Raw genomic sequence first — 26,223 nt, 5'->3', positions numbered from 1 at the left:
CTTAAACATGTTTGAAATAGTTAAAGACAATAAAAAATACGTTTATAAAATATCAAAAAAGTAAGCAAAATGAATAAAGCCATATATATAGCAACCTCTGAACACAATAGCGGTAAGTCAATTATTACGCTAGGTTTAATGAGTATGTTAATTGGGAAAACAGCCAAAGTAGGGTATTTTAGACCTATTATAGAAGATTTTGAAGATGGAAAGGTGGATAATCATATTGAAACCGTTATCTCGCACTTTAAATTAGACCTTGCTTTTGAGGATGCTTATGCCATCACTAAAAGTAAATTGATCAAGAAGAAAAATAAAGGAAAATTAGGCGAAGTTTTAGACCTTATCATCGAAAAATACAAACGCCTAGAGGAACAATGTGATTTTGTTCTAGTAGAAGGAACTAGTTTTAGCGGCGAAGGAACGGTTATCGAATTAGATATGAATGTTTTGATTGCTAAAAATTTAGGGATTCCAACAATTATTGTAGGTACAGGCATAGATAAAACACTCGAGGAACTTATTGATGGTTTGTATTTAACCTACAATTCGTATAAAGAAAAAGAGGTTGAGGTGCTAGCTATTATTGTGAACAAAGTATTGGGGCAAAATATTAATGTAGTTGCTGATGGGTTGAAAGCTACCTTGCCACAAGAGGTTTTGGTCAATGCGATTCCGTTAATACCCAGTTTAAATAATCCAACTATTAAGGAAATCGTAGATGTATTGGATGCTAAAATCCTTTTTGGGGATTCCTTTTTAAACAATGAAATAGGTCATTTTAGTGTAGGTGCGATGCAGCTTCATAATTACCTGTTACACCTGCAAGAAAATGCTTTAGTGATTACTCCTGGAGATCGAGCAGACCTTATATTGGGAGTTTTACAAGCCAATGAATCGGCTAATTATCCCGCAATATCTGGAATAGTCTTGACGGGTAATATCGTTCCTGAAGAAAGTATTATAAAGTTGATTGAAGGTTTAACAAGCATTGTTCCTATACTTGCTGTAGCAGGAGGGACTTACGGTATTACAAACAGAATAGGGAATATTAAATCACAAATCTATGCTGATAATACACAAAAGATTGAAACCTCAATCAGTACTTTTGAAAAGTATGTTGATATAGATAATTTATCAGAAAAATTAAGCGCTTTTGAAGCTGAGGGAATGACCCCAAAAATGTTTCAGTATAATTTAGTTAAACGCGCTAAAAAACACCGCAAACACATTGTTTTACCCGAAGGAAGTGATGAGCGTATCCTTATTGCAACCTCTCGACTATTAACAATGAATGTAGTGGATATTTCGATCATTGGAAACAAGAAAGAAATAGAAAATAAGGTAGCAGAATTAGGAATTACATTGGACTTTTCGAAAGTAAAAATTATTAACCCTATAGAGTCTGAACATTATGAAGATTACGCAAATACGTATTACGAATTGCGTAAAAATAAAAATGTTACTATCGCTATGGCCAAAGATTTAATGGAAGACGTCTCTTATTTTGGAACCATGATGGTTTATAAAGGGGATGCTGACGGAATGGTTTCTGGAGCGGCACATACCACACAACATACTATTTTACCGGCTTTGCAGTTCATTAAAACAAAACCAAATTCAAGTGTGGTTTCTTCGGTGTTTTTTATGTGTTTAGAAGATCGTGTTTCTGTTTTTGGAGATTGTGCTATTAATCCAAATCCAACTGCAGAACAACTAGCTGAGATAGCCATTTCATCTGCTGATACAAGTATGGCTTTTGGAATTGAACCAAAAATAGCCATGTTATCCTATTCATCTGGAGCTTCTGGCAAAGGAGATGAAGTTGAAAAAGTGCGTACAGCAACTGAGATTGTTCGTATGAAACGTCCTGACCTAAAAATTGAAGGCCCAATACAATATGATGCAGCAGTAGATATGGAAATTGGGCAAAGTAAAATGCCTAATTCTGAAGTAGCAGGACAAGCAAGTGTGCTTATTTTTCCCGATTTAAATACAGGTAATAATACTTATAAAGCAGTTCAAAGAGAAACAGGAGCATTAGCGATAGGACCAATGTTGCAAGGATTAAACAAGCCCGTAAACGATTTAAGTCGCGGTTGTACCGTTGATGATATTATCAATACTGTAGTAATCACAGCCATTCAAGCGCAAGGGTTGTAACGTTTTATTAAAAGATTGAAATATTTAATAATTTAAAACTATTTGTTTTCTATTTCAATCTTTTTAATCTTTCATTTTTTAAATTTTAGTTCAATGAAAATAGTCATAATCAATTCAGGAAGTTCATCAATAAAATACCAATTAATCAATATGCCAACTCAGGAAGTACTTTGTAGCGGCATGATTGATAGAATAGGATTAGAATCCTCAAATCTTACGTACGTAACTAGTACGTCAAAGTTAGAAGAAAGCATGCCAATATTAAATCATAAAATAGGTTTGGTTAAGATAGCCGAATTACTGATGAATGAAAATATAGGAGTAATTAAAAGTACTGAAGAAATTGATGCTGTAGGGCATCGTGTAGTTCATGGAGGGACTTATTTTTCGGACACAACGATTATTGATCAAGAGGTAAAAGATAAAATAGAGGAGCTTTTTGCACTTGTGCCATTGCATAATCCAGCGCATTTATTGGGGATAAATGTTGCCGAAGAGATTTTTGCGAAAGCAAAGCAAGTAGCTGTTTTTGATACTGCTTTTCATCAAACCATACCTGTGGTAGCACATAAATTTGCAATACCAGATCATTTTTATAATGAAAATAAAATAAGAGTATATGGATTTCACGGAATTAGCCATAAATACGTGTCAGAAAAAGCTATTGAGTATCTAGATAAAAGTGCTAATTTAATTAGTATTCACTTAGGAAATGGCTGTAGTATTACGGCAATTAAAGACGGGAAAAGCATTGATCACTCCATGGGTTTCTCCCCATCAAACGGATTGTTAATGGGGACGAGAAGTGGTGATATTGATCATTCGCTTATCTTTTATTTAATAGACACTTTGGGGTATACTAGTAAGGAAGTAAATGATATTTTACTTAAAAAGAGTGGTATGCTTGGACTAACAGGTTATAGCGATCTAAGAGATATTGAGTCACATGCAGAGGAAGGAAATAGAGCCTGTCAATTAGCTCTAGCAATGAATGCGTACCGAATTAGGAAATATATTGGATCCTATACTGCAGTCATGAATGGACTTGATGCAATTATTTTTACAGCTGGAATAGGAGAAAACTCTTCTTATATCAGGAAATTAGTTTGTGTAGATATGGATTATTTTGGACTTAAATTAGATGATCGAAAGAACGAAGTGCGCGCTAAAGAAATGAGAGAAATCAACACTTTAAATTCAAAGACAAAAATTATGGTAATTCCAACTAATGAAGAATTAGAAATTGCGAATCAAGTTTATGAGTTGCTTAAGTAATTTAAAGCTTCATTTTATTATTTTAGCATCAATTAAATTTAGTTAAGAACTGATGATTTAAATTGCTTACAATTTACATTAGATAATACAAAATTAACTCAAAGAACCAATGAAAAAAATAACGGTAGTCGCATTATTTCTGTTAGGAACTAGTTCGCTTTTTGCACAAAAAACAGACGAGCAAGTATTAAAGGAAATCTATAAACAAGCATTAACCAACTCGAAATCATACGCATGGTTAGATCATTTATCGAATGATATTGGGGCGCGTTTGTCAGGTTCTGCAAATGCTGAGAAAGCGGTGCAATATACCAAAGCTGAAATGGAAAAATTAGGTTTTGATAAAGTGTACTTACAAGAAGTAATGGTGCCTAAATGGGTAAGAGGCGAAAAAGAGACGGCCTATATTTTAGATAATAAAACAAAAACCGTGGTGCCTATTTGCGCCTTAGGAGGATCAGTGGCTACAGCCAAAAATGGTCTAACTGCAGAAGTTATAGAAGTTCAGAATTTTGATGAACTGACAGCATTAGGAGCAGCGAAAGTAAAAGGAAAGATTGTCTTTTTTAATAGACCCATGGATAATGAACAGATAGAATCGTTTCATGCGTATTCAGGAGCTGTAGATCAGCGTTATGCAGGAGCACAAAAAGCAGCAGAACTTGGCGCAGTGGGAACTATTGTACGTTCGCTAAATTTAAGATTAGATGATTTTCCACACACAGGAACGCAAAGTTACGGAGATTTACCTAAGTCAAAATACATCCCTACTGCCGCAATTAGTACTAATGGTGCAGAATTGTTGAGTAAAACTTTGAAGAAAAATCCAAAGTTGAATTTCTACTTCAAGCAGTCTTGCGAGCAGTTTGACGACGTACTTTCTTACAATGTAGTGGGAGAAATTAAAGGTTCAGTAACGCCAGAAAACATTATGGTTGTAGGCGGACATCTTGATTCTTGGGATCTTGCTGATGGATCACATGATGATGGAGCAGGAGTAGTACAAAGTATGGACGTCGCTAATATTTTCAAGAATATAGGGTACAAACCTAAAAATACAATACGAGTAGTGCTTTTCATGAATGAAGAAAACGGTTTAAGAGGCGGTAACAAATATGAGGAACTGTCTTTAAAAAATAAAGAAAACCATATTTTTGCTTTAGAAAGCGATTCGGGTGGATTTAGTCCAAGAGGATTTTCGTTAGAATGTGATAAAGCTAATTTTAACCAAATTGCTGAGTTTAGTAAATTATTCGAACCTTATTTAATCCATAGTTTTGTAGAAGGGCACAGTGGGTCAGATATTGGTCCATTAACCTCTAAAAACATCGTAAAAGCAGGTTTAAAACCAGATTCACAACGTTATTTTGATTATCACCATGCAGCAAATGATAAATTTGATGCTGTGGATAAAAGAGAGTTGGAATTAGGAACGGGAACAATGACTTCATTGATGTATTTAATGGATCAAAAAGGGATTTTAAAATAAGATTTAATCCAAATAGATTTTAACAAATAGCCCTACTAGTTTAAACTAGTGGGGCTATTACTTATTAAGGAATAACTTCTAAAATTAGTCTTTAAAAGTTATTGTGAAAGTAGTTCCATGGTTTACTTTACTATCCACTGTAATGTTACCTCCAAGACTCGTGATGTGGTTGTGTACTAAATATAAGCCAATGCCTTTGCTATCTTCGTGATCATGGAATTTTTGGTGTAAACCAAAAATTTTATCTTTCACGACTTCCATATCAAAACCAATTCCGTTATCAGTTACAATCAATTGCTTTTGATCGTCACTCGTTTTTGAAAAAATAGAAATTCGAGGCAAATAATCTGGATTAGCATATTTTATAGCATTGGTAATCAAATTAAGAAAAATACTTTTCAGGTTGGATTTATTAAAAGCAATACACTTTAATTCAGTAAAATTGCAATCGATTTTTGCTTGTGAATTTTCAATCAACGCATTAATAGATAGTACTGTGTCTTCTAATGTTTCTTGAAAATGAACTACTTCTAGATGTTCGTTGATCTCATTTTGCTTGTCAAGCATTGTCACATATTCATTGAGTGTGTCTTTTAAATTTAATGAAGTTGTTTTTAAAAGTGTTATAAACTCAGCTGTTTCTGGATCATTAATAGTATCCGTTTCTAATAAATCAAAAATTGTCAATAGGTTGTTCACAGGAGATCTCAAGTCATGCGCTGCGGTATAGGTTAGCTTCTTGAAATTATTATTGATGTTTATAAGATCCGTCAAGTTTTGATTCCGTTCTTTTTCAAGTTCTTTTTGATACGTAATGTTTTTTGCTATAGCATAAACATGACTATCGCTTTCTATAGGTAAAGAAGTCCATAAAAGCCAAATTGTTGTACCATTTTTAGTTAAATACCTGTTCTCGAAATTAAGTAACGGAATTTTATTTTTTAGGTCGTTTTGAGCATTTATTGTCGTCTTTTTATCTTCATGATGCACAAAAAAACTAATAGGTTTTGCAAGTAACTCTTCTTGGCTATAGCCTAATAAATTAGATACAGCAGGGTTTATTTGTTTGAAATAACCATCAAAACCTGCAACGCACAATAAATCAGGAGACAATTCAAAAAACTGTTTAAATTTTATGAATGTGTTGATTTCTTGATCGGCTATTTTTTGATTACTTCGTATCATTAAAAATTATTAAGATTTAATTTTATTAATGAAATATTTATGTAGGCTAAATCACTGAAAAATAAAATCGGCTTCTAAAATTAATCAAAAAAAGGATTGAATGACTTCAAAAAGTAAATTTTTTATTGGCACTAGCATAAAAAAAGGGATTGTTTAATTAAAAACAAACCCTTTTTTAAATAGTATTATTATGTTTTAGATTCTAAAAATACCTCCAAAAGCAATTATTCTTTGGAAAAAGAAAAAATCTTGTGAAGCGCTGTCCTCACTACTCTTAGTAGTACGAATGTCTTGCATATTGATGTACCCACCTTTTAATTCTCCTTGAACATAAAAGTGTTTGAAAAAAGTAACATTCAATCCTGCTTTCAGTGAAGTTCCATATCCAGAAACGTGAAAGTCATCGTGACGTTCTTTTCCTAATAATGTAGTATTAGTCTTTGGATATAATACTCCTACACCCACGCCTTCAGTAAGGTTTACTTGAATTTTATCAGTATTTCCTATTTTAAATAGTGATGAAATATCATCGTGTCTAGAAACTTCAGTGTTTACATAATTTAAACCATCAGTGTGTTCGTACGTTAGGAAAGGAATTCCACCTACCTCTGTACCTTGTGCAAAGTTCACCGGTGTATTGTTATAGACACCATTGTAAATTGCGCCACTTTCTCCAGCAGGCAAGTTAATCGTACCTGTAATATTAGCTGTTTGATCTTGTGTCATTACATATTTCATATGATCTACACCTATGGTAACACTGTAATGATCACTAATAAAATAACCTAGTCTAAAGTTCGTTTGTGGGATGGTCATTCTTGAAGGATTTATATAATCTACATGCCATCCTTTTGGTTTGTCTTTTGCAACCATGTTTTCTACAGTAAAATTGTAATCTTTACCTTTGTAGTTCACATCTGACTTTGTGTAACTGTCTCTATTTCCTCCCCACGAAACAAAGAATTTTCCTTTATTGTGTGCAGTATATCTGTCTTGAACTTTAATATCTTCTTGTGCATTTACAGTATTAGCAAAGCTAAATGCTAAAAAAGCTGTAAATAATATTATCTTTTTCACTTGGTGTATATATAAAATTAAAAATTATTAACCGTTTGTCTAATGGCAACTAATTTGGTCATTAATGATTCAAAATAGTCTAAATGCAACATGTTTGCTCCATCACTTTTTGCGTTAGCTGGATCAAAATGTGTTTCGATAAATATACCGTCAACACCTACTGCAATACCTGCTTTTGCAATGGTTTCAATCATATCAGGTCTTCCTCCAGTTACACCAGCAGTTTGATTAGGCTGTTGCAAAGAGTGTGTTACATCAAGTACCGTAGATGCATATTGTTGCATAGTAGGAATTCCTCTAAAATCAACAACCATATCTTGGTAGCCAAACATAGTTCCACGATCTGTAATCATAACTTTTTGATTGTTGCAATCCAATACTTTTTGTACGGCATGTTTCATGCTTTCAGGACTCATAAATTGTCCTTTTTTCAAGTTGACCACTTTTCCAGTATTGGCAGCAGCCACAACTAAATCCGTTTGACGAACTAAAAACGCCGGAATTTGTAAAACATCAACATATTGAGCCGCCATATCAGCATCCTCATTTGTATGAATATCAGTAACAGTGGGAACGCCAAAGGTCTCCGAAACTTTTCTTAATATTTTTAACGCTTTTTCATCTCCTATTCCTGAAAAACTATCAATTCTAGAACGATTTGCTTTCTTGAAAGATCCTTTAAAAATAAAAGGAATTTGTAAGTTATCAGTAATACCTACTAATTTTTCGGCAATTCTCATCGCCATTTCTTCTCCTTCAATGGCACAAGGACCAGCTAATAAAAAGAAATTTCCGCTATCAGTGTGTTTGATTTGTGGTATATCGTGTATGTTCATAGTGTGTTGTTTTTTAAAGTTGCAAAGGTAGCTATGATTTGCGATTTCCCCTTTACGATTTAACTTTTTTTATAGAGATTATTAAGTGTTATTAGTAGCTGTTTCCTGCTATACGCTTGTATCTTATGGTTTTTAAAGAAAAAACCATAAGGATACCGCTGCTATCAGGGCTAGGACTTAGATTGTTAATCCTGTTTTTTTAAACCAAAACCTACAGGAACTTTTAAATATCCTTTTTCATAAATATTCATATACAGTAAGATAGGTTTTTTTAAACCTTCCCATTTCACTTCGTATACATCTAGAAATCCAGCGCCCATATCGCTTCTTTTAGTAGGAAACGGACAACAACTTTCTAATTTTGTAAAACTTATTTTTTCGCCTTTAGGACCACACAATGCATTCAGGTAACGCTCTTGATTAATAGTGTCGTTTCGCGTGCTGTAATAAAAAATGTTGATAGGGTAATCTTTATCATATCCATATTTTTTATTTGTACTGTACTCAGTAAATACAAAGGTATTATGGACTGATAATCTTGGAATAGGAGCATTATCATCTACGTTTTTTAAAGTAGATTTAGTACTCACGCAAGAAACCATAAATAAAAGAAAAGTAAGAGCAACTATTATTTTTTTCATAATGGAGTTATTTTGAACGGTTTTTAGTTTTACTTACAAATATAAACAGAACTATAAACACGATTACTACCAAAATATAAAATTGTGATGAAAACCTTTGAATTCTAAATACTAGAATCCCTATTTTTGCGACAAATAAATAAACTATGACTATTTTTTTTCAAACTTGGCCCTGGTATATTTCGGGGTTTATTATCGGTTTAATAATGCTATCACTGATATATTTCGGAAAATCTTTCGGAATGTCCTCTAACCTTCGTTCGATGTGTACGATAATGGGAGCAGGTAAGCGTACAAAATTTTTTGACTTTGACTGGAAATCACAACGCTGGAATTTAATTGTTGTCTTAGGCGCTATGCTTGGCGGATTTGTTGCTGTGAATTTTATGAGTGATCCGTCTAATGTGACCATAAACCCAAAAACAATTGCGCAATTAGCAGCATTTGGTATCGACGCGCCTAATGGTAAATTAGCTCCTGATGTACTTTTTGGTTTGCAAGCATTTCAATCACCTAAGAGTATTGCGATACTTTTAGTTGGTGGTCTTCTCATTGGTTTTGGTACGCGTTATGCTGGAGGGTGTACTTCTGGTCATGCTATCTCAGGTTTAAGCAACCTACAAATTCCTTCATTAAAAGCCGTAATAGGTTTTTTTATTGGTGGATTGATCATGGCATATTTAATTTTTCCCTTAATTTTTTAAATGATGAAAATAATAAAATATTTACTTGTTGGTTTCGTTTTCGGAATCGTACTTACAAAATCAGAAGCCGTTTCATGGTACCGTATTTATGAAATGTTTCAGTTTCAATCTTTCCATATGTACGGAATCATAATGACTGCGGTGGTAACGGGAGTTATTGGTATCCAAATCATAAAAAGGAATAAGATTAAAGACATCAAAGGCTTGCCTATCGAAATTGCCGATAAAGAACCGGGTAATGCAAGATATTGGATTGGCGGAATATTATTTGGACTTGGCTGGGCACTTGTTGGTGCTTGTCCTGGGCCTATTTATATCTTGATTGGTGCTGGTTTTTGGAGTGTTTTTATCGTTTTATTTGGTGCGTTGCTAGGAACTTACCTCTATGGAGTTTTTAAAGATAAATTACCTCACTAAAATTAGTATTAGGTAAAGATTTTAAATAGCATTCTCTAGTTGAGGATGCTATTTTTTTTGGTTCAATTTTAATATTCCTACTACAATCAGGTATTGGGCAAGAATATAAGTGACCATTATAAAAAATGAATTGTACATAATGGGACTGTAAAACTTGTCAAAAGCGAGGATGCTATCTGAACTTACAAAAACAATTGCCCCTAATAATACATACCAACTTGCGGGCTTTTGCCAAATTAAAAAACCTTTCAAAGCAAACAGTAACATAGTTGATATTACTAAAGCATATACAAATACGGGAATGGTCAATTCACCCAAACTAGGTAATAATATCGACAAGAAAATCATTAAGTAAGCAATGATTGCTGTGACTCCAGACCAATAGATGGCTCTATTGTGATCTTTTTTTGGTTTTAGTTGTTTGTTGAAAAGAAAAATATAAACCAGATGTGAAATTAAAAAGGCTACAAGTCCAAAAATAAAATACAACTCTCCACGATCTGCAAAAAGTAAAATAATATCTCCTATCCAAGAGCACAATAATGCGATTAAAAGCAGTTTTTTTGATGTAAATGAGGCACTTAAATAGACTGCCGCAATTAAAAGCAAAATCAATACCGGTTTCATGAATCCAGCAATAGTTTCAAGTTCTAAAAGAAGGATTGCTAAATATAAGGCACTGAAAGCGAGGTAACTTTTTAATAATGTATTGGTTTTCATAATAGCTTTAGGAATTGATAAATTCGGGTTTAGAAACTTTAAATTCGAAGGAAACAAAATAAATGGACATTGCCCAAGACAATAGCAAGTAAGTAATAATGATATAGGTACTTATGGGAGCTATAGTATTTAAGCCAAACCAACCACCTAAATAAATAAGAATCACTACTCCTAAAATCATGCGGATAGTTTCCCAATAAATAGCATTCTTATTTTTATCCATAAGCTCTGTATAGCTGTAAATTGTTGTCAAGATAAAAAAACCGTAGATCAAAGTATTTGTCAAGCTAATCGAACCAATAGAATCAAACAAATACCCAACGATTAAAAGGGTGAAAACTGTTTGGGTAATGGCCCAGTAAGTTAATGCTTTAGAATTTTCTGTACCATATTTTTGAAAGTCGTACACATTGATGATTTTATTAACGGGATATTTTTCTTCAAAATTTTCAGGTCTCCATCCTGTTGGTTTGAACCAAATAGTAAATTTATCTTTCCAATTATTAGATCGCCATGCGTCAAGAATTAATAAATTAAGATGCTGGAAGTTAATTTTTATTGGGTTCCAAGTTTCTGCTGGTCTTGTAATTCCAAAAACAGGCGGTACTGAAGCTAATTCCTCTTGAAAAGTACCAAACCATTTGTCCCAAATTATAAAAATTTGTGCATGATTTTTATCTATGTACTCGGGATTAATGGCATGATGAACTCTGTGATGGGAAGGCGTTACGAGTATTTTTTCTAAAAACCCCATTTTCTTGATGTGTTTTGTATGGTACCAAAACTGTAAAAACAACTGTATCGGTAAGGTAATAATAATCACTTTGGCGGGAACGCCAATAAGCGCTGCAGGAATTAATATAAAGGTAAATAAGTTTATGAAAGTAGCGATTGACTGTCTTAATGCACAAGCAAGATTAAACTCTTCACTACTGTGATGTATGGCGTGTTTATTCCAGAAAAAATTAACTTGGTGGGCTATTCTATGATTCCAATAGCCATAGAAATCAATGATTATAAAGGCAACAATATAGGTAACGGCATTAGGTTCTAAAGTAAATAGCGCTATTTTAGAAACCATCCAATCGTATGAGATAAAAGTAATACTCAAGCCCAAAACGTCTTTTACAGCATTTGTTATTCCGGAACTAATGCTAGAGACGGCGTCCATGACAGGAACATTATCTTCACCTTTGTAGATTCCGTAAAGCTTTTCGATAATAATTAATACCGCAAATAACGGCATGGCAATTATTAATATTTTACCATATTCTTCCATAAAAAAAAACATTCTAATTTATCCAAATATAGAATAAATTAGAATGTTTTAATGATTAATAAATAAAATTAATGCACTTTATTAACGATATTATTAGTGTTTAGATAATTTCAGCACTTATTCCTGCTTCTAGTAATCTAGTACATTGTGGCTTCAACTTATCTAAGGGGCCAGTTTTTACCGTACACTTTCCGTTATAGTGAACAATTAATGAACATTGTTCAGCTTGTTCAGGAGTGTGGTCACAAACGCGAATTAAAGTTTCAATTACATGGTCAAAAGTATTCACATCATCATTATAAACTACAATTTCGTTGTTAAAGGTAGGCGCTTCCTTTCGGCTGACTTTTTCTCTTACTTTTTCTTTAGTACTCATTTTTGTACGTTTTGATTTCGTAATTATTAATTTAGATACTAATTTACGTATTTTAATGAAACCCAGTTGTTTCTTTGAAACTTTTTAACATAAGTTAATCCTTTTTCAACGCAAGAAGCATCTATAAACGGAATGTCTTCTTCATAAAAGCCACTTAATAATAAAGTTCCCTTTGGGTTCAAGCAATCAACATAAGCTTGCATATCATTCAATAAAATATTTCTATTGATGTTTGCAATGATTAGGTCGTATTTTTTATCTTTCAACAAAGCAGCTTCACCTTCATAAACGGTAATGTGTTTGCAATTATTGCGTTCTGCATTTTCTATAGAGTTCAGGTAACACCAGTTGTCTATGTCAATAGCATCAATAGGTTGTGCCCCTTTCATTTCGGCAAGAATAGCTAGAATAGCAGTTCCACAACCCATGTCAAGTGTTTTCATTCCGGTAACCTCTATTTCTAATAAATGCTGAATCATCATGTGAGTAGTCTCGTGATGACCGGTACCAAAACTCATTTTTGGTTCAATTACAATGTCAAACTCTGCCTCTGTTTTTGGGTGAAATGGAGCACGCACATGGCAGTTTCCATCTACATCAATAGGTTCAAAATTCTTTTCCCATTCTTCATTCCAGTTTACTTGATCGATTTCTTCAAAAGTATAATCAATTTTAAATTCTTCAGATTTTAAAATATGAATATCTTCAAGAATTTTCTCATCCCACAAATCCTTTTGTACAAAAGCAGAAACGCCAGTTTCTGTCTCTGTGAAACTTTCAAATGCAGTTTCACCTAATTCAGCAATTAGTATTTCTGAACCCAGTTGCATTGCTTGTTCGTTATCGCTAGTGTCTTTTGGTACTATGTTAAAATGGTATCCAATATAAATATTTGACATGTTTAATTTTTTTGCAAAGGTAGTATTTCTCTTTTATGGAATATTATAAAAATAAAAAAAGCGGTAAATTTACTTTACCGCTTTTTAAAATATAATAAAATACTATCTAAATAGCATTGATAATTGCTACAAAATCATCTGCTTTTAGTGCAGCTCCACCAATAAGACCACCGTCTACATCAGGTTTAGAGAAAATTTCATTTGCATTTTCAGGTTTTACACTACCACCATAAAGGATACTCACTTCGTCAGCGACATCAGCTCCAAAATTCTTACGAACATTTTCTCTAATAAACGCATGCATTTCTTGCGCTTGTTCTGGTGATGCCGTTTCTCCAGTCCCAATTGCCCAAACCGGCTCATAAGCTAAAACAATATTTTTCCAAGCTGATTTTTCAATATGGTATAATCCGTCTCTCAATTGATTTTCAACTACATTAAAATGTTGTTTTTCTTGTCGGTCTTTTAATTCTTCTCCAAAACAGAAAATAACTGTCATTTCATGCTTTAAAGCAGTATCTACTTTATTTGCAATCAATGCATCTGATTCATTAAAAATCGCTCTACGTTCAGAGTGACCTAAAATAACGGTATTTACTCCAATACTTTTTAGCATGTCTGCCGAAATTTCTCCTGTAAAAGCACCACTTTCTGCTTGATGCATGTTTTGAGCAGCAACATCAATATTAATAAATTCTAAGTGATCAACTGCTGAGGCCAAGTTTACAAAAGTAGGAGCAACGATTATTTGTGTTTCAGTATCAGTAGGAATCTTTGCAATTAATTCATTCAATAAATCTTCTGTTTGCTCTGAATTTTTGTGCATTTTCCAGTTTCCAGCTACTATTTTTTTTCTCATTTTAGTCTTTTTAATGTGGTGGGTATTTGTTTTTTAGTTCTTTATTAAGATTATTTTAAATGCGTTAAAGTTGCATTGATTTTATCAAAATCAGTTTCGATGGCTCTGTATAAAGCTATTTTTCCTGTTTTGTCAACAATGATGTATCTTGGAATCCAGTCTAGATCAATTGCTTTTGCAAAAACACCTTTCATTTGGTCATTAGCCATAAAGTGTTCTCCTTTTAAATCGTGTTTTTGAATGCCTTCTTTCCATTTGTCAGCAGTTTTATCCATAGTGATAAATACATAAGCTACATCAGGATTATTAGCTTGCAATTCTTTGATTTTAGGCATTGCTTTTATACAATCACCACACCAAGATGCCCAAACCTCTATAACTAAAGTTTTTCCTTCATATTTCTTTAAAATATCTTGAAAAGCAATTTGTTGGTCTTGGGTATCTAATAAGGTTTCTGATAAAGCTTCTTTAGAAAAAGAAGTTTGTTGTACTTTAGAGTCGGCACATGATATTGCTACGAAAGCTGCAAGTACGGCTATTAATTTTTTCATTTCTTTTATTTTTAACAAAGTTAAACAAACAATTTGAATGCGAATCAAAGATTGTTTTTTTTTGATTTTAAGCAAATAAATGCAGTAAAAACAATGTTTTAGTGCTAAAATGACAAAATGAAAACGTAATAGTAGGAATATAAAATAATGATATTCTTAAAAAAAGAGCTTCTTTATGTAGAAAAAACCATTAAAAAGAAGAATATTGGATTAAGACAGACGAATTTTAGGGTCTAAATAGGCATAAATAATATCTACAAGAATGTTGATTATGACAAAAGTGGTTGAAATTATTAAAACAGATCCCATAATTACGGGTAGGTCTAAATTATTTAAAGCTTCAACAATTTCTTTGCCTAAACCGTTCCATCCAAAAATATATTCGACAAAAACAGCTCCTGCAAGCATGGAAGCAAACCAGCCAGATATGGCTGTAATTACTGGATTTAATGAGTTTTTTAAAGCGTGTTTACGAATGATTTGGAATTCTGATAACCCTTTGGCTCTAGCCGTACGAATATAATCTTGTCCAAAAGTTTCTAGCAGTGAATTACGCATTAGCTGAATCACAACTGCAAGAGGTCTAATCCCTAAAACTATAGCGGGTAGAATAATGTTTTTCCATTGAATATAGCTTCCGTTTCCAAAATCGTCTACTTCATACAAACTTCCGGTCATATTAAGATGTGTGTATTTTTGCAACACAAATCCAAACAACCAAGCAAATAATATAGCACTAAAAAAGGACGGAATACTCATTCCTAATGTACTCACCAGAGCGATAATTCTATCAATCCAAGTATCTTTATTCAGTGCAGATACAATGCCTAATATAATCCCGAATACAATGGCAATTACAATGGCAAAAAGAGCTAGAATTGCTGTACTCGGTAAGGTGTTTCCAATAATTTCAGATACTTTTTTTCCGCTTTTTTGAAAACTCTCTCTTAAATAAGGTGTTTTTATAACTGTGGTTGTATTGCCAATAGTAAATAAGGAGGCAGCATTGTATTTTCCTTCACTTAAAAAAGTATAATCATTATCATTTGTACTGTGAAATGAAATAGGAGCGAGGTCATTCAAATAGTATAAATACTGTGTGGCAATGGGTTGATCAAAACCATACTTTTTCTTGATTAACGCCAGTTGTTCAGAGTTTTCATTTTGATCTAACATCATTCTGGCAGGATCACCAGGTAAAACATTAAATAAAAAGAAAATAACCGTAATTACTCCATAGAGAGTAAGCAGCGCATATCCTAGTTTATTGAAAAAGTATTTTAGCATTTTTATTGGGTATAAAACGATTGAAAGCCTTATAATTAAAACAAATTGTGCTTTTAAGGCTTTTAAAAGTGGGGTAGATTACAATTTCAAATCGGTAATATCGTTGTAATGTACTTTTTGTTTAATCGTTCCTTTTTCGAGTACAATAAGACTTGGATTGGCTCTTTCAATTGTTTTTAAAGTAATCGCATCACAAGTGTAGTATTCAAAATCAAGACCGTATTTTTTCTTGGCTTTAGCAATTTCTTCTTGCGATGAATTGGTCATTCCAACCATTTTATATCCTTTGGCTACAGCCGCATCATTTAATTTTTTAAGCTGAGACATTCCAGCCTCATCAGCAATGGTTAAGTCATAACTTACCGCCATAATTAGTTTTGGCTCTTGCAGCAATTCTTCTTTATAGTCAGAATCGTCTTTCATCATCGTGAAATCATGAATTGGCGGCACGTAACCTTCAGATAGTACATTGTCTTTTCTATCAACAAAAGTAGCTCCTTCTGGAATTGCCATTAAATCAGCTTCTTTAAATTCAGTATTCACTCCTTTTACATTGTAAATAAAAACCATTTCAACTACTGACTTAGGTGCACCTTCAGGAATTTCCATTCCTTTTTCGATATTAGTTCCTACCTTATAAGGTCTGAAATCAATAATAGGTAAGTGATTTAGTACCCAAACAGCCATTAGCATGCATAAAAAGATGCTTGCATAAGCAATAATATTTTGAATACTTTTATTGAATAGCGGTGTAACTAATTTTTTATTTATGAATAATATCAGAATGAAGAATAATAATACCACATCTTTAGTGAATGACTGCCAAGGGGTTAGTTTTAAAGCATCTCCAAAACAACCACAGTCTTTTACCACATCAAAATAAGCAGAGTAAAAAGTCAAAAATGTAAAGAATACAATCATAAGCAGCAAACTCCAAATAGTGAATTTGGATTTGTATCCAATGAGTAACATAACACCAAGAACTACTTCAATTATCACTAAAAATAAAGCTAATGCAAGTGAAAAAGGCACTAAAAAAGGCATGTTGAAAACAGGTTCACTAAAATATTCGGCTAATTTATAAGAGAAACCTACTGGGTCATTTAATTTTATTAATCCTGAAATTATAAAAAGTAATCCAACAAATATTCTTGAGAATTGAGTAATAACGTTTTTCATATCTAAAATTTATTCTTTTGTATCCATTAATATTAAGGCAAAAATCGCGTAATTTATCATGTCTTGGTAATTGGCGTCAATTCCTTCTGATACGATTGTTTTTCCTTTATTATCTTCTATTTGTTTAACGCGCAGTAGTTTTTGAAGAATTAAATCAGTCAAAGAACTGATTCTCATTTCGCGCCAAGCTTCACCATAATCATGGTTTTTAGCTTCCATTAGTTCTTTAGTAAGTGCAACCTTAGTATCATACAAAATGGTTGCTTTTTCTACATTTAAATCAGGTTGATCCACAACACCTAATTCTAATTGTATTAGAGCCATTATCGAATAATTGATAATCCCAATAAATTCTCCTCTTTCATCTTCATCAATTTTTCTGACCTCATTTTCTTGTAAGCTACGGATGCGTTGTGCTTTGATAAAAATTTGATCTGTAAGTGATGGCAATCTCAAAATGCGCCACGCACTTCCATAATCGGTCATTTTATTGATATATAGTGTGCGACATATCGCGATCACCGAATCATATTCTTGAGAAGTATTCTTCATTATTGGTGTATATTTGTCTAAAATTTGCTCAAAAATAGGGATAAATTTTAAAAAAGTTTAAAGTTTAAAGTCTAAAGTTACACGAATACCTTCGTTTAGCGTACAAAGAGGATTAAACAACAAACAAGAATCTTTAAACAGCCAATTAATGACAATAAATTGTAAAGGACAACTTATCGACTTATCCGTTCCTAAGGTAATGGGAATTTTGAATACTACACCTGATTCTTTTTTTGATGGGGGAAATTACAGCAATGAAAATGCTATTGTAAACCAAGTTGAGAAAATGATTGCTGATGGTGCCACATTTATTGATGTAGGTGCATATTCAAGTAAACCAAATGCTAATTTTGTATCAGAAGCAGAGGAATTAGAGCGAATTGTCCCCGTAGTAAAATTAATTTTAAAACATTTTCCAAGCGTCCTACTTTCTATTGATACGTTTAGAGGAGCAGTGGCTGCAGCTTGTTTAGAAAATGGTGCAGCATTGATTAATGATATTTCGGCAGGACATCTTGACGAAACAATGTTAGAGGTGATTGCAAAATACAAAGTGCCTTACATTATGATGCACATGCGCGGGACTCCTCAAACCATGCAACAATTGACAAATTATGACGATATTGTAAAGGAAATGCTTTTTTACTTTTCTGAAAGAGTACGTAAGGCAAGAAGCTTAGGTATTGATGATTTAATTATTGACCCTGGTTTTGGTTTTGCAAAAACAGTGGAGCAAAATTATGAAATAGTACAAAAATTAGGGTTGTTTAAAATGTTAGAATTGCCTATTCTTGTGGGTGTTTCTAGAAAATCGATGATTCAAAAAGTTTTAGGAGTTAAGGCAAATGAAGCTTTAAACGGTACGACTGTTTTGAATACCATAGCAATTACAAAAGGAGTTGCTATTTTAAGAGTTCATGATGTTAAAGAAGCAGTCGAATGTGTAAAATTATATAATCAAATAAATAAATTAAGATGAAATATAGTATTATAATAGTGTTTTTATTCTTGTTTTCTTGCGGAAATAAAGAAGATATTTTATTGCCAAAAGCATACCATACCATCGTAGGTGATGTTCAAGATCATTCGCCTATTTATATTTTTTTTAGAACTAAAGACAGCGATACAATAGCAGAACTCAATAGAAAGAACAGCATTATTTCGACAAATTGGATTCTAAATATCGACAAGCGTCTGCCTCTTAAATTAGTTGTTCCAGAAGTCATTAAATTGCAAACTAAAAAACGAGAGGAAGTTGCGCATAAAAATGAACTAGCCGAAAATTATTACGCTTACGCTGATAGCATTGGTAGGAACATGGCTTTTATCCCTTTTACAAATGTGTATTATAATATGGAAAAGCCATTAAAAGAAGGTTTGATTTTTTATTTTAAAAAAGGATCAGATTCTGTTTTAGTTAATAGTACTAATATAAAAAGAACAGAGATTTTAAATTACATGAACCGCTTAAAATTTGAAGTTTCGCCTACAATTGTTTTGGCTTTTGATAAAAACATGAGTTTTCAGGAATATGTAAGCACCAAAGTTATTATTAGAGAATTAGATTCTTTTACTAAAGAAACCCCTGAGGAATTCATCTATTAATATTAAACTAAATATAGAAAACAGAATATTGATAAAAAATTACTGATGGTGGTACGGCTCGTTTCTTAATATTGTAAATCCGCGATACAATTGTTCGATAAAAAATAAGCGCACCATTTGATGTGAAAAAGTCATTAATGAAAGTGATATTTTTCCTTGTGCTTTGGCGTAGACCGTATCCGAAAAACCGTAGGGGCCACCAATTACAAAAACTAATGTCTTGATCCCGGAGTTCATTTTCTTTTGCAATTCTTCTGAGAAACCTACGCTAGAGAAGTTCTTTCCGTTTTCATCTAATAATACAAGTTGTTCCGTGGCAGTAACTTTTGCTAAAATTAGCTCGCCTTCTTTTTCTTTTTGTTGACTTTCTGATAAGTTTTTTACATTTTTTATATCCGGAATAATTTCTAAATCAAATTTGATATAAAATGACAAACGCTTTGTATAATCGTCAATTAAAGTCTGTAATGCTTTATTATCGGTTTTACCAATAGCAATAAGTTTGATGTTCATTATTTAAGTTTTTCTGGATAACAAAACAGTTATGTAACGGTTTTACTTTTTGATAATTTAATATTGTTGTACTATTTCATAATGTTCAACAACAGGAAATGGATCATAATAGTGATGGAGTAATTTTTTCCATTCTAAATATTCTTTTGATGTTCTAAAACCTACGGTGTGGTCTTCTAGTTTTGCCCAATCTACAAGAAGTAAATATTTATTTTCTTGCTCTAAACATTTCCTTAAACTGTGTCCTAGATAACCATTAATCGTGCTAATGTATTGACTTGCAATTTTAAAATCACGCTCAAATTGTTTCTCTTCTCCCTTTTTTACATAGAGAATAGCGGTTTCTAGAATCATTATTTTTATTTTAAAGGAAAATTAGCCTCAAATTTAGCAAATCTTTGATCTAAATCATTCAATAATTGCTGCTTTACTTTAGTATCTTTTATAAAACTATAATTGATACTGTTGTACACGTATTGTTTAATGTCAGCGTAGTTCACATCTTGATATCTTTTAGCTAATAAAACATATTGTTCTGTCATATTTGTACGTAGTATTCCAGCATCGTCAGTACTGATAACAATAGGTACATTAAATTCTTTGTATAGTGAAACAGGATGACGATTTTCTTTAACCCTTAAAATAAACTCGTTACTTACCAGGTTTATCTCAATAGGAATATGCTGTTTTGCCATGTATTGCAATAAGGAATACGAGTTTTTTTCATACGCCATATCTACACCGTGTCCTATACGGTTTGCTCCAGCAACATAAATAGCATCATTAATATGCCATGTTAAATCTTCGGGTTGAACTAAACCTAAAGTCAATTCACCTGCATGTAGCGTGTATTTTACATTAGGAAAAACACTGTGGCAATAGTTAAACATAACCATGTGCAACCAGTAATCTTTCATTGATGTTTCGCCGTCTTCTGGAGAGACAATGTTAACCCCAGCCATTAAATCACTTGAATCAGCAGAGATAAAAGCGACAACTAAGTTTTTGAATAAATCAACCGGTTCCATGAAACGCAAAACAAAATTCTGGTAACGCATAGTGAAATTAGCATCGTCAATCTTTAAATCATTGTGCATTTTTGCAACAAAATTAGTATTGAAATTTTGCGCATCTTTCTTAGCTTCTCTTTTTTGAAAAGTTTTGTAAAGTGATTCTAATATTTTTTTTACGGCTTTCTCATCTTTATTTGCAGCTGCTTGTCTTAGTTGTGCATTAAAATCAGTCAAGTCAGCTGTATTAATGTCTGACGGAATCGTAGATAATTGTGTTTCAATGTAACTTAAGTTTTCTGAGATGGCTCTGTTTTTTAGTTCCAATAAACCTTCTCCAAAATGGCCAGGAATAGCAGGACTAAATTTTCCAAAAGATTCAAAAAATAATTTGTCAGAAGGATAGCTCACGCCGTTATAATCCTTAGCAGACCATTTTTCCATTATTTTTTGCTTGTAAGCATATAATTCACCACGTTTACTAATACTTGAAAATTGCTCCCAATTTCCTGTAGCAGGTTTTTCTTTAAGCACTTCCATTGTGGTAGTATTCAAATAAAAATCGTCATTTATAGCGTCTTCAAGCATGGGTTCAGCATAAATTGAACCACTAAAATGATGGTGCAAGTCACCACCTTTAGGCATTTGTGCAAAAAAAGCAGTTAATTCGGCTTCGTTATTTCTTATTTTTTCAAAATAGTTGTTGGCATTTTGAGCTTGACTTAAGTTTATTATAGCCGAAAGTATCAGGGTAATATATATTTTCATAAGTTGAATTTAGTATGGGTAATGAGATGTTTTTTTAGTAAGCTTTCAAGTGATTTGAAGTTTAATCATTTGTATGATGGCTTACATTTTACTCTAAAACTGAGCAAAGATAATAGATTATGAGATTAAAAAAAAATAGAGTGAGTAAGCAAGGGCTCATTGTTGTACAAAATGGCTTGTATAATTTAGTTTATACAAGCCGTTTATAATTTATTTATGAGTCGTTTTTACTCTTTTTCTGCTTGGTTTTTAAAATTGACATTAAAAGAGGGCGCCTTATATTCTTTTCCTAAATAACTAGCAGGAATGGTTGATGTATTTCCATCTCTTGCGGCACGATAATGTGGAGACATGATTTCTATTCCTTTTTCGTTGCATACATCTTGAATATTCTGGTGCAAGTCAGAGTAGATTATGGCCTGTTTATTTGGTTCTTTTACGTAAGCGTTAATTTCGTAAGAAACATAAAAATCATCTAAACTCGTTTGAAGTACAAATGGCTTAGGATCTGGGAGTACAAGCGGTGTTTTTGAAGCGGCTTCAATTAAAACGTCGTGCATTAATTTCCAAGGAACATCATAACCTATCGTAACAGTGCTGTGAATAATGAGCCCTTTTTCTGGTGCATCACTGCTATAGTTGATGGTGTGACTCCCCATTACAGTAGAATTTGGAATAGAAATTATTTCGTTTTTAATAGTTCGTATTCTAGTTACGAGTAGTGATTTTTCGATAACATCACCAACAACTTCCCCAATTTTTACGCGGTCACCAATTTTAAACAAACGCATATATGTTAAAATCAAACCAGCTATAATGTTCGAAAGTGACCCTGCAGATCCAAAGGTAAATAAAAAACCAAGAAAAACCGAAACTCCTTGAAAAACAGGAGAATCACTACCGGGTAAATACGGAAAAATTACGATCACCATAAATGCAAAAACGATTACTCTGATTATTTGGTAAGTGGGATTTGCCCAATCTGCGTAGAATCCAGGGATTTCTAAATTACCCGTATGTATTTCATTTTTAAGGAATTTAATTGCTTTTAGAACATACCTAAAAACAAAAATGATAACCAGTATTGTAATTAGATTAGGAAGGTAATTCCAAAAACCAATAGCTATTTTTTTAAGCGGATTTAGGATGTATCCAAAGAGGGTTCCGGCAAAATCCTTTGTCCAAGGAAAAATTCCAAAAAGTATTGGTAAAGCAATGTAAACCATTAGTAAAATGAAGATCCATTTTAAGACCGTATTGACATTCAACAAGGCGTTTACTTGTTGCTTGGCGTCGAAAAGTGTGAAATTCCGAATTTTTATTCCTTTTATTCGTTTGTTTTCTTCATTTTGAATTTTAATAGCAATCCAATTAAAAAATTTCCTCAAATAGAAAATCAGTACTCCCATGATGACTAGTACTAATAATGCAAGTCCTATTTCTTGAGCTAGTGTTGCAATGTCAGTTTCTTGTTTGTAGGTGGTTACAGCGTCAGAAATTATTTTTTTATATTTTGCGGCCAAGTCTTTTTTAGTAGTGTTGTTCCATAGAATATCATTCTCAGAGATACTAATCACAATGCTTTCTTTGTACATTAAATCCTCAGTAGTTTCTGCTTCGATCACTTTTAGAGAATCACTTTTAAATCCGTAATCGTTTCCTAGTTTTTTTATTCTGCTAGAAATGGCATCCGCTCTATCTTTTGCTGAAAAGCTTCCTAATTTACTGTAAATAGTAAAAAGTGTATCATTGAAGAACCCCATAACAGGGTATCCTTTTGCCGTAAGGCGCAATAAATCAATTTGCGCTTTCTTTTGCTCTAAGCGTTTGTTCTCTTTAGAATATAATTCTTGTAATTGTTTTTGTAGTTCGTCTTTTTTTAGATTATCTGTAGTTTTTAAAGACAATATTTGTGCTTCAAGAGTTGCTTTCTTAATAGAATCACTCACTCTTTGTGATTCAATAATTGCAATTTTTTGATTAAAATTCTTGATAATAGCGGTATTAACCGAATCATTTTTTACGGTTGTAGTATCCTTTTGTTTTACCGTTTCTTGTGCGGTAGTATTTAGTGTTAAAAGGAACAATAAAAAGCTAAAAACAAGTGATTTCATAGCAATTAAAATTGCTGAATATTTTTTATATGAAAACATAAAATTAGTATTATGAGATAAAATGTAGGCGTTAACAAGAGCGTAAAAATAAATAAAATGCCTAAAGTAATGCGCTTTGTTTAAATTGTTTTGTAAATAAACTTTCTTTTTCTAAAAGGAGTATGTCTGCTTCGAGTTTCATTACGGTTTTAGCTCTTTCAAATGCTTGAATAGAATTATGTGAGCATGCTGCTTGAATGTCTTTTTGAGCGATGTTTGTGAGGGAGCAAAATGCTTTTTGGAGTCGGATCATTACTTCAATATTTGCAGCACCATCTCTAGCAATGGGTCTAAAAGCATCTTCAAATAAATCAGATATAACAAGTTCAGGAACAGCTATTCGATCATAAAGAACTTTATTTAATGGAGCAGTGTTGACGGTAATATTCCATAATGTAAATAGGCGCACATGACTACTGATGATTTGGATTGCGGTTCCAGGATCGTTCACAGCGGGAGAGAGTGCTCGACTGGCAATTTCGCTTAGCGTAATAAGTCCAAAGCGTGGATCCTCATCAAAATAACGCATGTGTGAAACTGTAAAAGCCTTTTTTAAGGTTTGATAATCAACTACTGCTGTATTGCTAGTTTGAGAAACGATATACAGTAAAGGTTGGTCTAATGAAATGAATTTTCCAGGAAGGGCATTTATGGTGAAAACAGCATCAATTTTTGCAGCTATTTTTTGTAATTCAGCCATGTTTATTTTTACGACATAGCCAGTTAATTCACTATAAATTGGGATGCCTTTCTCTTGATTTGGGTTTACTTTTATTCCATGTAGCGTAGGCGAAGCTAGCCGATTGTTGATTGCATTTGCAGTAGCGTCTTCAATTACTTTTATGGTATGTCCCATTCTACCTAATCTAGAAATACGTTCTACCCAACGTAAAAAGGTAAGGATTACTAAACTAAAAAAGAGTAAAGTAAATACAAACAACGTAAAGAGACCTGCCTTGCTATAATAACCATTTTTTAAAGCAACTAAGGCAACGATGCTAAAGATAAATGAGCCAATGAAAACGGAAAGCGCATTTTGAGAAACGTCATCTGTAATGATTAGTTTTAAAGATCGGGGAGTAGCCGTATTGCTTGCTGCCGCAAAAGCAGATAACATAGATCCTACTGTAAATGTAGCAATTACAAGCATGCTGGCAGCAATAACATTCAGTAATTCAGATAGCGATTCGTTTTTTATTTCAGGAACCAATTCGTGTAAACGAGTACTATCTGCTAATTGTGCAACCAGGGCTCCTAGAATAGAAAGGATACAGAAAATTACTGGTCGGAACCATAATTTTTCTTTTATGCGTTGAATAACAAAGAGTATGTTTTCATTCATAGCGTAGAGGTTTTGAACCAAATTAGTACAAAATTGTTGAAAAAGCTAAAATTAGTATCGTAAAAGATTTAGCGTGGTGGCAATTGAATTTTATTGTTATAAGGGTTCTCCGTTGATGCCAGCCGCAATTTTTTCATTGGCTAAAGCCTTGTCCTCTTTATCCGCCTCGTCTTTGTGCGCAATAACGACACTAATACTGATAGGGAAATGATCAGAATCAATAGATTTCTCGACGTTCATTTTTACCAATCTAAAATGACTGCTTAAAAAGTAGTGATCTAATGGCCATCTCAGTAAAATCTTTTTAGCATGAAAAGTACTATACATGCCGCGACCACGACGAGGATCCATTAATTCACTAGTTTTTAAAAACAATTCAGTTGTATAGCTCCATGCCACATCATTCATATCTCCCATAACTAAACAAGGATTTTTATACTCTTTAGCCATTTTACCAACCATTAAAATTTCGGCATCTCTCTCAGTGCTAAATTTATTTTCTTGAGGAACAGGAGGGGTGGGGTGCAAACCGTAAATTCTAACTGTTTGATTATTATAGATTACATCAGCAATGATAGATGGGATTTCATCATCAATTAAGTAATTAATTTGTTGCTTTTTTAAAGGTAGTTTGCTGTAAAAAAGCAAACCATATGTGTTTTCTTGGGGGATTTCTATATAATGAGGGTAGGTTTCTCTAAGATTTTTTACCGCGTCAAGCCATTTTTGATTGGTTTCTAGCAAAAAAATAATATCAGGATCTTTTTTCTCAATTAGGTCAAGTAATTTATGATGACTTTCATTGTATTGATAAACATTAGCTACCAGTAGTTTTAATGTTTCATTATTAGGCACTTTTACTTTGTTAATCATGGTTTTACTTAAAAAAGTAAAAGGTAAAATGACATAAAATAGATGTATAAAGGTAAGTCCTAGAAAAACAATTATAGCCCAATCAAGGAGCAATTTACTATCTCTAAAAAATAGTAACCATGCCGTTATGAGTATTGCTGTAATGACAAATTTTTGTAAACGAGGGTAGTCAAAAACTCTAAAAACCCAAAAATCTTTTTTTACTAAAGGCAGCAACACAGTAACGGTTAGTAAGAAACTAAAAAAATAAAGAATGATTTTTGAAATCGGCATTATAAGTGATTTAAGAGATGTTTTTTGTGATGTAAAATGTTTTTGTGCTGCTGTAATTTTTTAAAAAGAATAAAAGTAAACATTACTAGATTAAATGTTCGTTTTTTATTTAAATTTTAGCATTCTGTTTTAGTTTGTTGCGTTTTATTTTGGCGAAAGCCTAGCAATTTGAATTTCTAGCATGCGAATATTTTTAG

The 26,223-nt window shown here is 32.7% G+C and carries 26 protein-coding genes; 7 read left to right on the top strand and 19 right to left on the bottom strand.

All coding sequences use genetic code 11. From position 1 onward, the window contains the following. The first annotated feature begins 69 nt into the window (after window positions 1-69). The 3 genes from pta (at window position 70) to HNP99_RS09100 (ending at window position 4,927) form a co-directional block, all read left to right on the top strand. A complete protein-coding gene (gene pta, locus HNP99_RS09110; protein ID WP_173853062.1) occupies window positions 70-2,163 on the top strand; it encodes a phosphate acetyltransferase in 2,094 nt (697 codons plus the stop codon). Between the two features lie 93 nt (window positions 2,164-2,256). After that, a complete protein-coding gene (locus tag HNP99_RS09105; protein ID WP_173853061.1) occupies window positions 2,257-3,438 on the top strand; it encodes an acetate/propionate family kinase in 1,182 nt (393 codons plus the stop codon). A gap of 109 nt (window positions 3,439-3,547) precedes the next feature. Continuing rightward, window positions 3,548-4,927 carry a M28 family peptidase gene (locus HNP99_RS09100; RefSeq protein WP_173853060.1) on the top strand — a complete coding sequence of 460 codons (1,380 nt, stop codon included), beginning with the start codon at window positions 3,548-3,550 and terminating at the stop codon, window positions 4,925-4,927. Between the two features lie 84 nt (window positions 4,928-5,011). Here HNP99_RS09100 and HNP99_RS09095 read toward each other — a convergent pair whose 3' ends face one another. From HNP99_RS09095 to HNP99_RS09080, 4 genes are all read right to left on the bottom strand, one after another. Continuing rightward, window positions 5,012-6,112, bottom strand: a complete 1,101-nt coding sequence (locus tag HNP99_RS09095) for a PAS domain-containing sensor histidine kinase (protein ID WP_173853059.1) — start codon at window positions 6,110-6,112, stop codon at window positions 5,012-5,014. Between the two features lie 195 nt (window positions 6,113-6,307). After that, the gene (locus HNP99_RS09090; RefSeq protein ID WP_173853058.1) at window positions 6,308-7,189 is read right to left on the bottom strand and encodes a hypothetical protein; all 882 of its coding nucleotides are present in this window, start codon (window positions 7,187-7,189) and stop codon (window positions 6,308-6,310) included. A gap of 17 nt (window positions 7,190-7,206) precedes the next feature. Then, window positions 7,207-8,025 carry a 3-deoxy-8-phosphooctulonate synthase gene (kdsA, locus tag HNP99_RS09085; protein WP_173853057.1) on the bottom strand — a complete coding sequence of 273 codons (819 nt, stop codon included), beginning with the start codon at window positions 8,023-8,025 and terminating at the stop codon, window positions 7,207-7,209. A gap of 185 nt (window positions 8,026-8,210) precedes the next feature. Then, on the bottom strand, window positions 8,211-8,666 hold the full coding sequence (locus tag HNP99_RS09080) for a 2-dehydro-3-deoxyphosphooctonate aldolase (RefSeq protein ID WP_173853056.1): 456 nt from the start codon (window positions 8,664-8,666) through the stop codon (window positions 8,211-8,213). 146 nt (window positions 8,667-8,812) lie between these two features. Here HNP99_RS09080 and HNP99_RS09075 point away from each other — a divergent pair, with 146 nt between their 5' ends. Both HNP99_RS09075 and HNP99_RS09070 read left to right on the top strand, forming a co-directional pair. Then, window positions 8,813-9,370, top strand: a complete 558-nt coding sequence (locus tag HNP99_RS09075) for a YeeE/YedE family protein (protein WP_173853055.1) — start codon at window positions 8,813-8,815, stop codon at window positions 9,368-9,370. Between the two features lie 3 nt (window positions 9,371-9,373). Then, window positions 9,374-9,787, top strand: coding sequence for a DUF6691 family protein (locus HNP99_RS09070; protein ID WP_173853321.1), 414 nt, complete (start codon window positions 9,374-9,376; stop codon window positions 9,785-9,787). Window positions 9,788-9,835: 48 nt separating this feature from the next. On the opposite strand, the gene HNP99_RS09065 is transcribed toward HNP99_RS09070, so the two are convergent. The 9 genes from HNP99_RS09065 to HNP99_RS09025 form a co-directional block, all read right to left on the bottom strand. Continuing rightward, complete coding sequence (locus HNP99_RS09065) at window positions 9,836-10,507, bottom strand: lysoplasmalogenase (RefSeq protein ID WP_173853054.1); 672 nt, start codon at window positions 10,505-10,507, stop codon at window positions 9,836-9,838. 7 nt (window positions 10,508-10,514) lie between these two features. Next, entirely contained in the window at window positions 10,515-11,786 is a 1,272-nt protein-coding gene (locus HNP99_RS09060; protein WP_173853320.1) for a sterol desaturase family protein, read from the bottom strand. A gap of 100 nt (window positions 11,787-11,886) precedes the next feature. Continuing rightward, window positions 11,887-12,162, bottom strand: coding sequence for an ATP-dependent Clp protease adaptor ClpS (locus HNP99_RS09055; protein WP_173853053.1), 276 nt, complete (start codon window positions 12,160-12,162; stop codon window positions 11,887-11,889). 38 nt (window positions 12,163-12,200) lie between these two features. Then, entirely contained in the window at window positions 12,201-13,061 is an 861-nt protein-coding gene (gene prmA / locus HNP99_RS09050) for a 50S ribosomal protein L11 methyltransferase (protein WP_173853052.1), read from the bottom strand. A 106-nt stretch (window positions 13,062-13,167) separates the two neighbouring features. Continuing rightward, entirely contained in the window at window positions 13,168-13,920 is a 753-nt protein-coding gene (gene tpiA, locus HNP99_RS09045; protein WP_173853051.1) for a triose-phosphate isomerase, read from the bottom strand. Between the two features lie 50 nt (window positions 13,921-13,970). Next, entirely contained in the window at window positions 13,971-14,471 is a 501-nt protein-coding gene (locus HNP99_RS09040) for a TlpA family protein disulfide reductase (RefSeq protein ID WP_173853050.1), read from the bottom strand. A gap of 210 nt (window positions 14,472-14,681) precedes the next feature. Continuing rightward, complete coding sequence (locus tag HNP99_RS09035; protein WP_173853049.1) at window positions 14,682-15,758, bottom strand: ABC transporter permease; 1,077 nt, start codon at window positions 15,756-15,758, stop codon at window positions 14,682-14,684. A 78-nt stretch (window positions 15,759-15,836) separates the two neighbouring features. Further along, a complete protein-coding gene (locus HNP99_RS09030) occupies window positions 15,837-16,937 on the bottom strand; it encodes a BT_3928 family protein (RefSeq protein WP_173853048.1) in 1,101 nt (366 codons plus the stop codon). 9 nt (window positions 16,938-16,946) lie between these two features. Then, on the bottom strand, window positions 16,947-17,489 hold the full coding sequence (locus HNP99_RS09025) for a DUF1599 domain-containing protein (RefSeq protein ID WP_173853047.1): 543 nt from the start codon (window positions 17,487-17,489) through the stop codon (window positions 16,947-16,949). Window positions 17,490-17,637: 148 nt separating this feature from the next. On the opposite strand from HNP99_RS09025, the gene folP reads away from it, so the two are divergent. Both folP and HNP99_RS09015 read left to right on the top strand, forming a co-directional pair. After that, on the top strand, window positions 17,638-18,468 hold the full coding sequence (gene folP, locus HNP99_RS09020) for a dihydropteroate synthase (RefSeq protein ID WP_173853046.1): 831 nt from the start codon (window positions 17,638-17,640) through the stop codon (window positions 18,466-18,468). Next, a complete protein-coding gene (locus tag HNP99_RS09015; RefSeq protein WP_173853045.1) occupies window positions 18,465-19,094 on the top strand; it encodes a hypothetical protein in 630 nt (209 codons plus the stop codon). Before folP ends, HNP99_RS09015 begins: the two co-directional genes overlap by 4 nt. 39 nt (window positions 19,095-19,133) lie before the next feature. Here HNP99_RS09015 and rlmH read toward each other — a convergent pair whose 3' ends face one another. The 6 genes from rlmH to HNP99_RS08985 all read right to left on the bottom strand — a co-directional run bounded on the left by rlmH (window position 19,134) and on the right by HNP99_RS08985 (window position 26,026). Further along, complete coding sequence (gene rlmH / locus HNP99_RS09010; RefSeq protein WP_173853044.1) at window positions 19,134-19,607, bottom strand: 23S rRNA (pseudouridine(1915)-N(3))-methyltransferase RlmH; 474 nt, start codon at window positions 19,605-19,607, stop codon at window positions 19,134-19,136. A gap of 57 nt (window positions 19,608-19,664) precedes the next feature. Then, complete coding sequence (locus HNP99_RS09005) at window positions 19,665-19,961, bottom strand: antibiotic biosynthesis monooxygenase family protein (RefSeq protein WP_173853043.1); 297 nt, start codon at window positions 19,959-19,961, stop codon at window positions 19,665-19,667. A 5-nt stretch (window positions 19,962-19,966) separates the two neighbouring features. Next, the gene (locus HNP99_RS09000) at window positions 19,967-21,385 is read right to left on the bottom strand and encodes an amidohydrolase family protein (RefSeq protein ID WP_173853042.1); all 1,419 of its coding nucleotides are present in this window, start codon (window positions 21,383-21,385) and stop codon (window positions 19,967-19,969) included. Window positions 21,386-21,612: 227 nt separating this feature from the next. Continuing rightward, the gene (locus HNP99_RS08995; protein WP_217424408.1) at window positions 21,613-23,538 is read right to left on the bottom strand and encodes a mechanosensitive ion channel family protein; all 1,926 of its coding nucleotides are present in this window, start codon (window positions 23,536-23,538) and stop codon (window positions 21,613-21,615) included. A 61-nt stretch (window positions 23,539-23,599) separates the two neighbouring features. Continuing rightward, window positions 23,600-24,880 carry a DUF2254 domain-containing protein gene (locus tag HNP99_RS08990; RefSeq protein WP_173853041.1) on the bottom strand — a complete coding sequence of 427 codons (1,281 nt, stop codon included), beginning with the start codon at window positions 24,878-24,880 and terminating at the stop codon, window positions 23,600-23,602. A gap of 96 nt (window positions 24,881-24,976) precedes the next feature. Beyond that, window positions 24,977-26,026 (bottom strand): endonuclease/exonuclease/phosphatase family protein, encoded by a 1,050-nt coding sequence (locus tag HNP99_RS08985; protein ID WP_173853040.1) that lies wholly within the window; start codon window positions 26,024-26,026, stop codon window positions 24,977-24,979. Between the last annotated feature and the right edge of the window lie 197 nt (window positions 26,027-26,223).

The sequence above is a fragment of the Flavobacterium gelidicaeli genome (assembly GCF_013294005.1).
Taxonomy (GTDB): domain Bacteria; phylum Bacteroidota; class Bacteroidia; order Flavobacteriales; family Flavobacteriaceae; genus Flavobacterium.
This window is presented reverse-complemented; position numbering and strand designations above follow the sequence as displayed.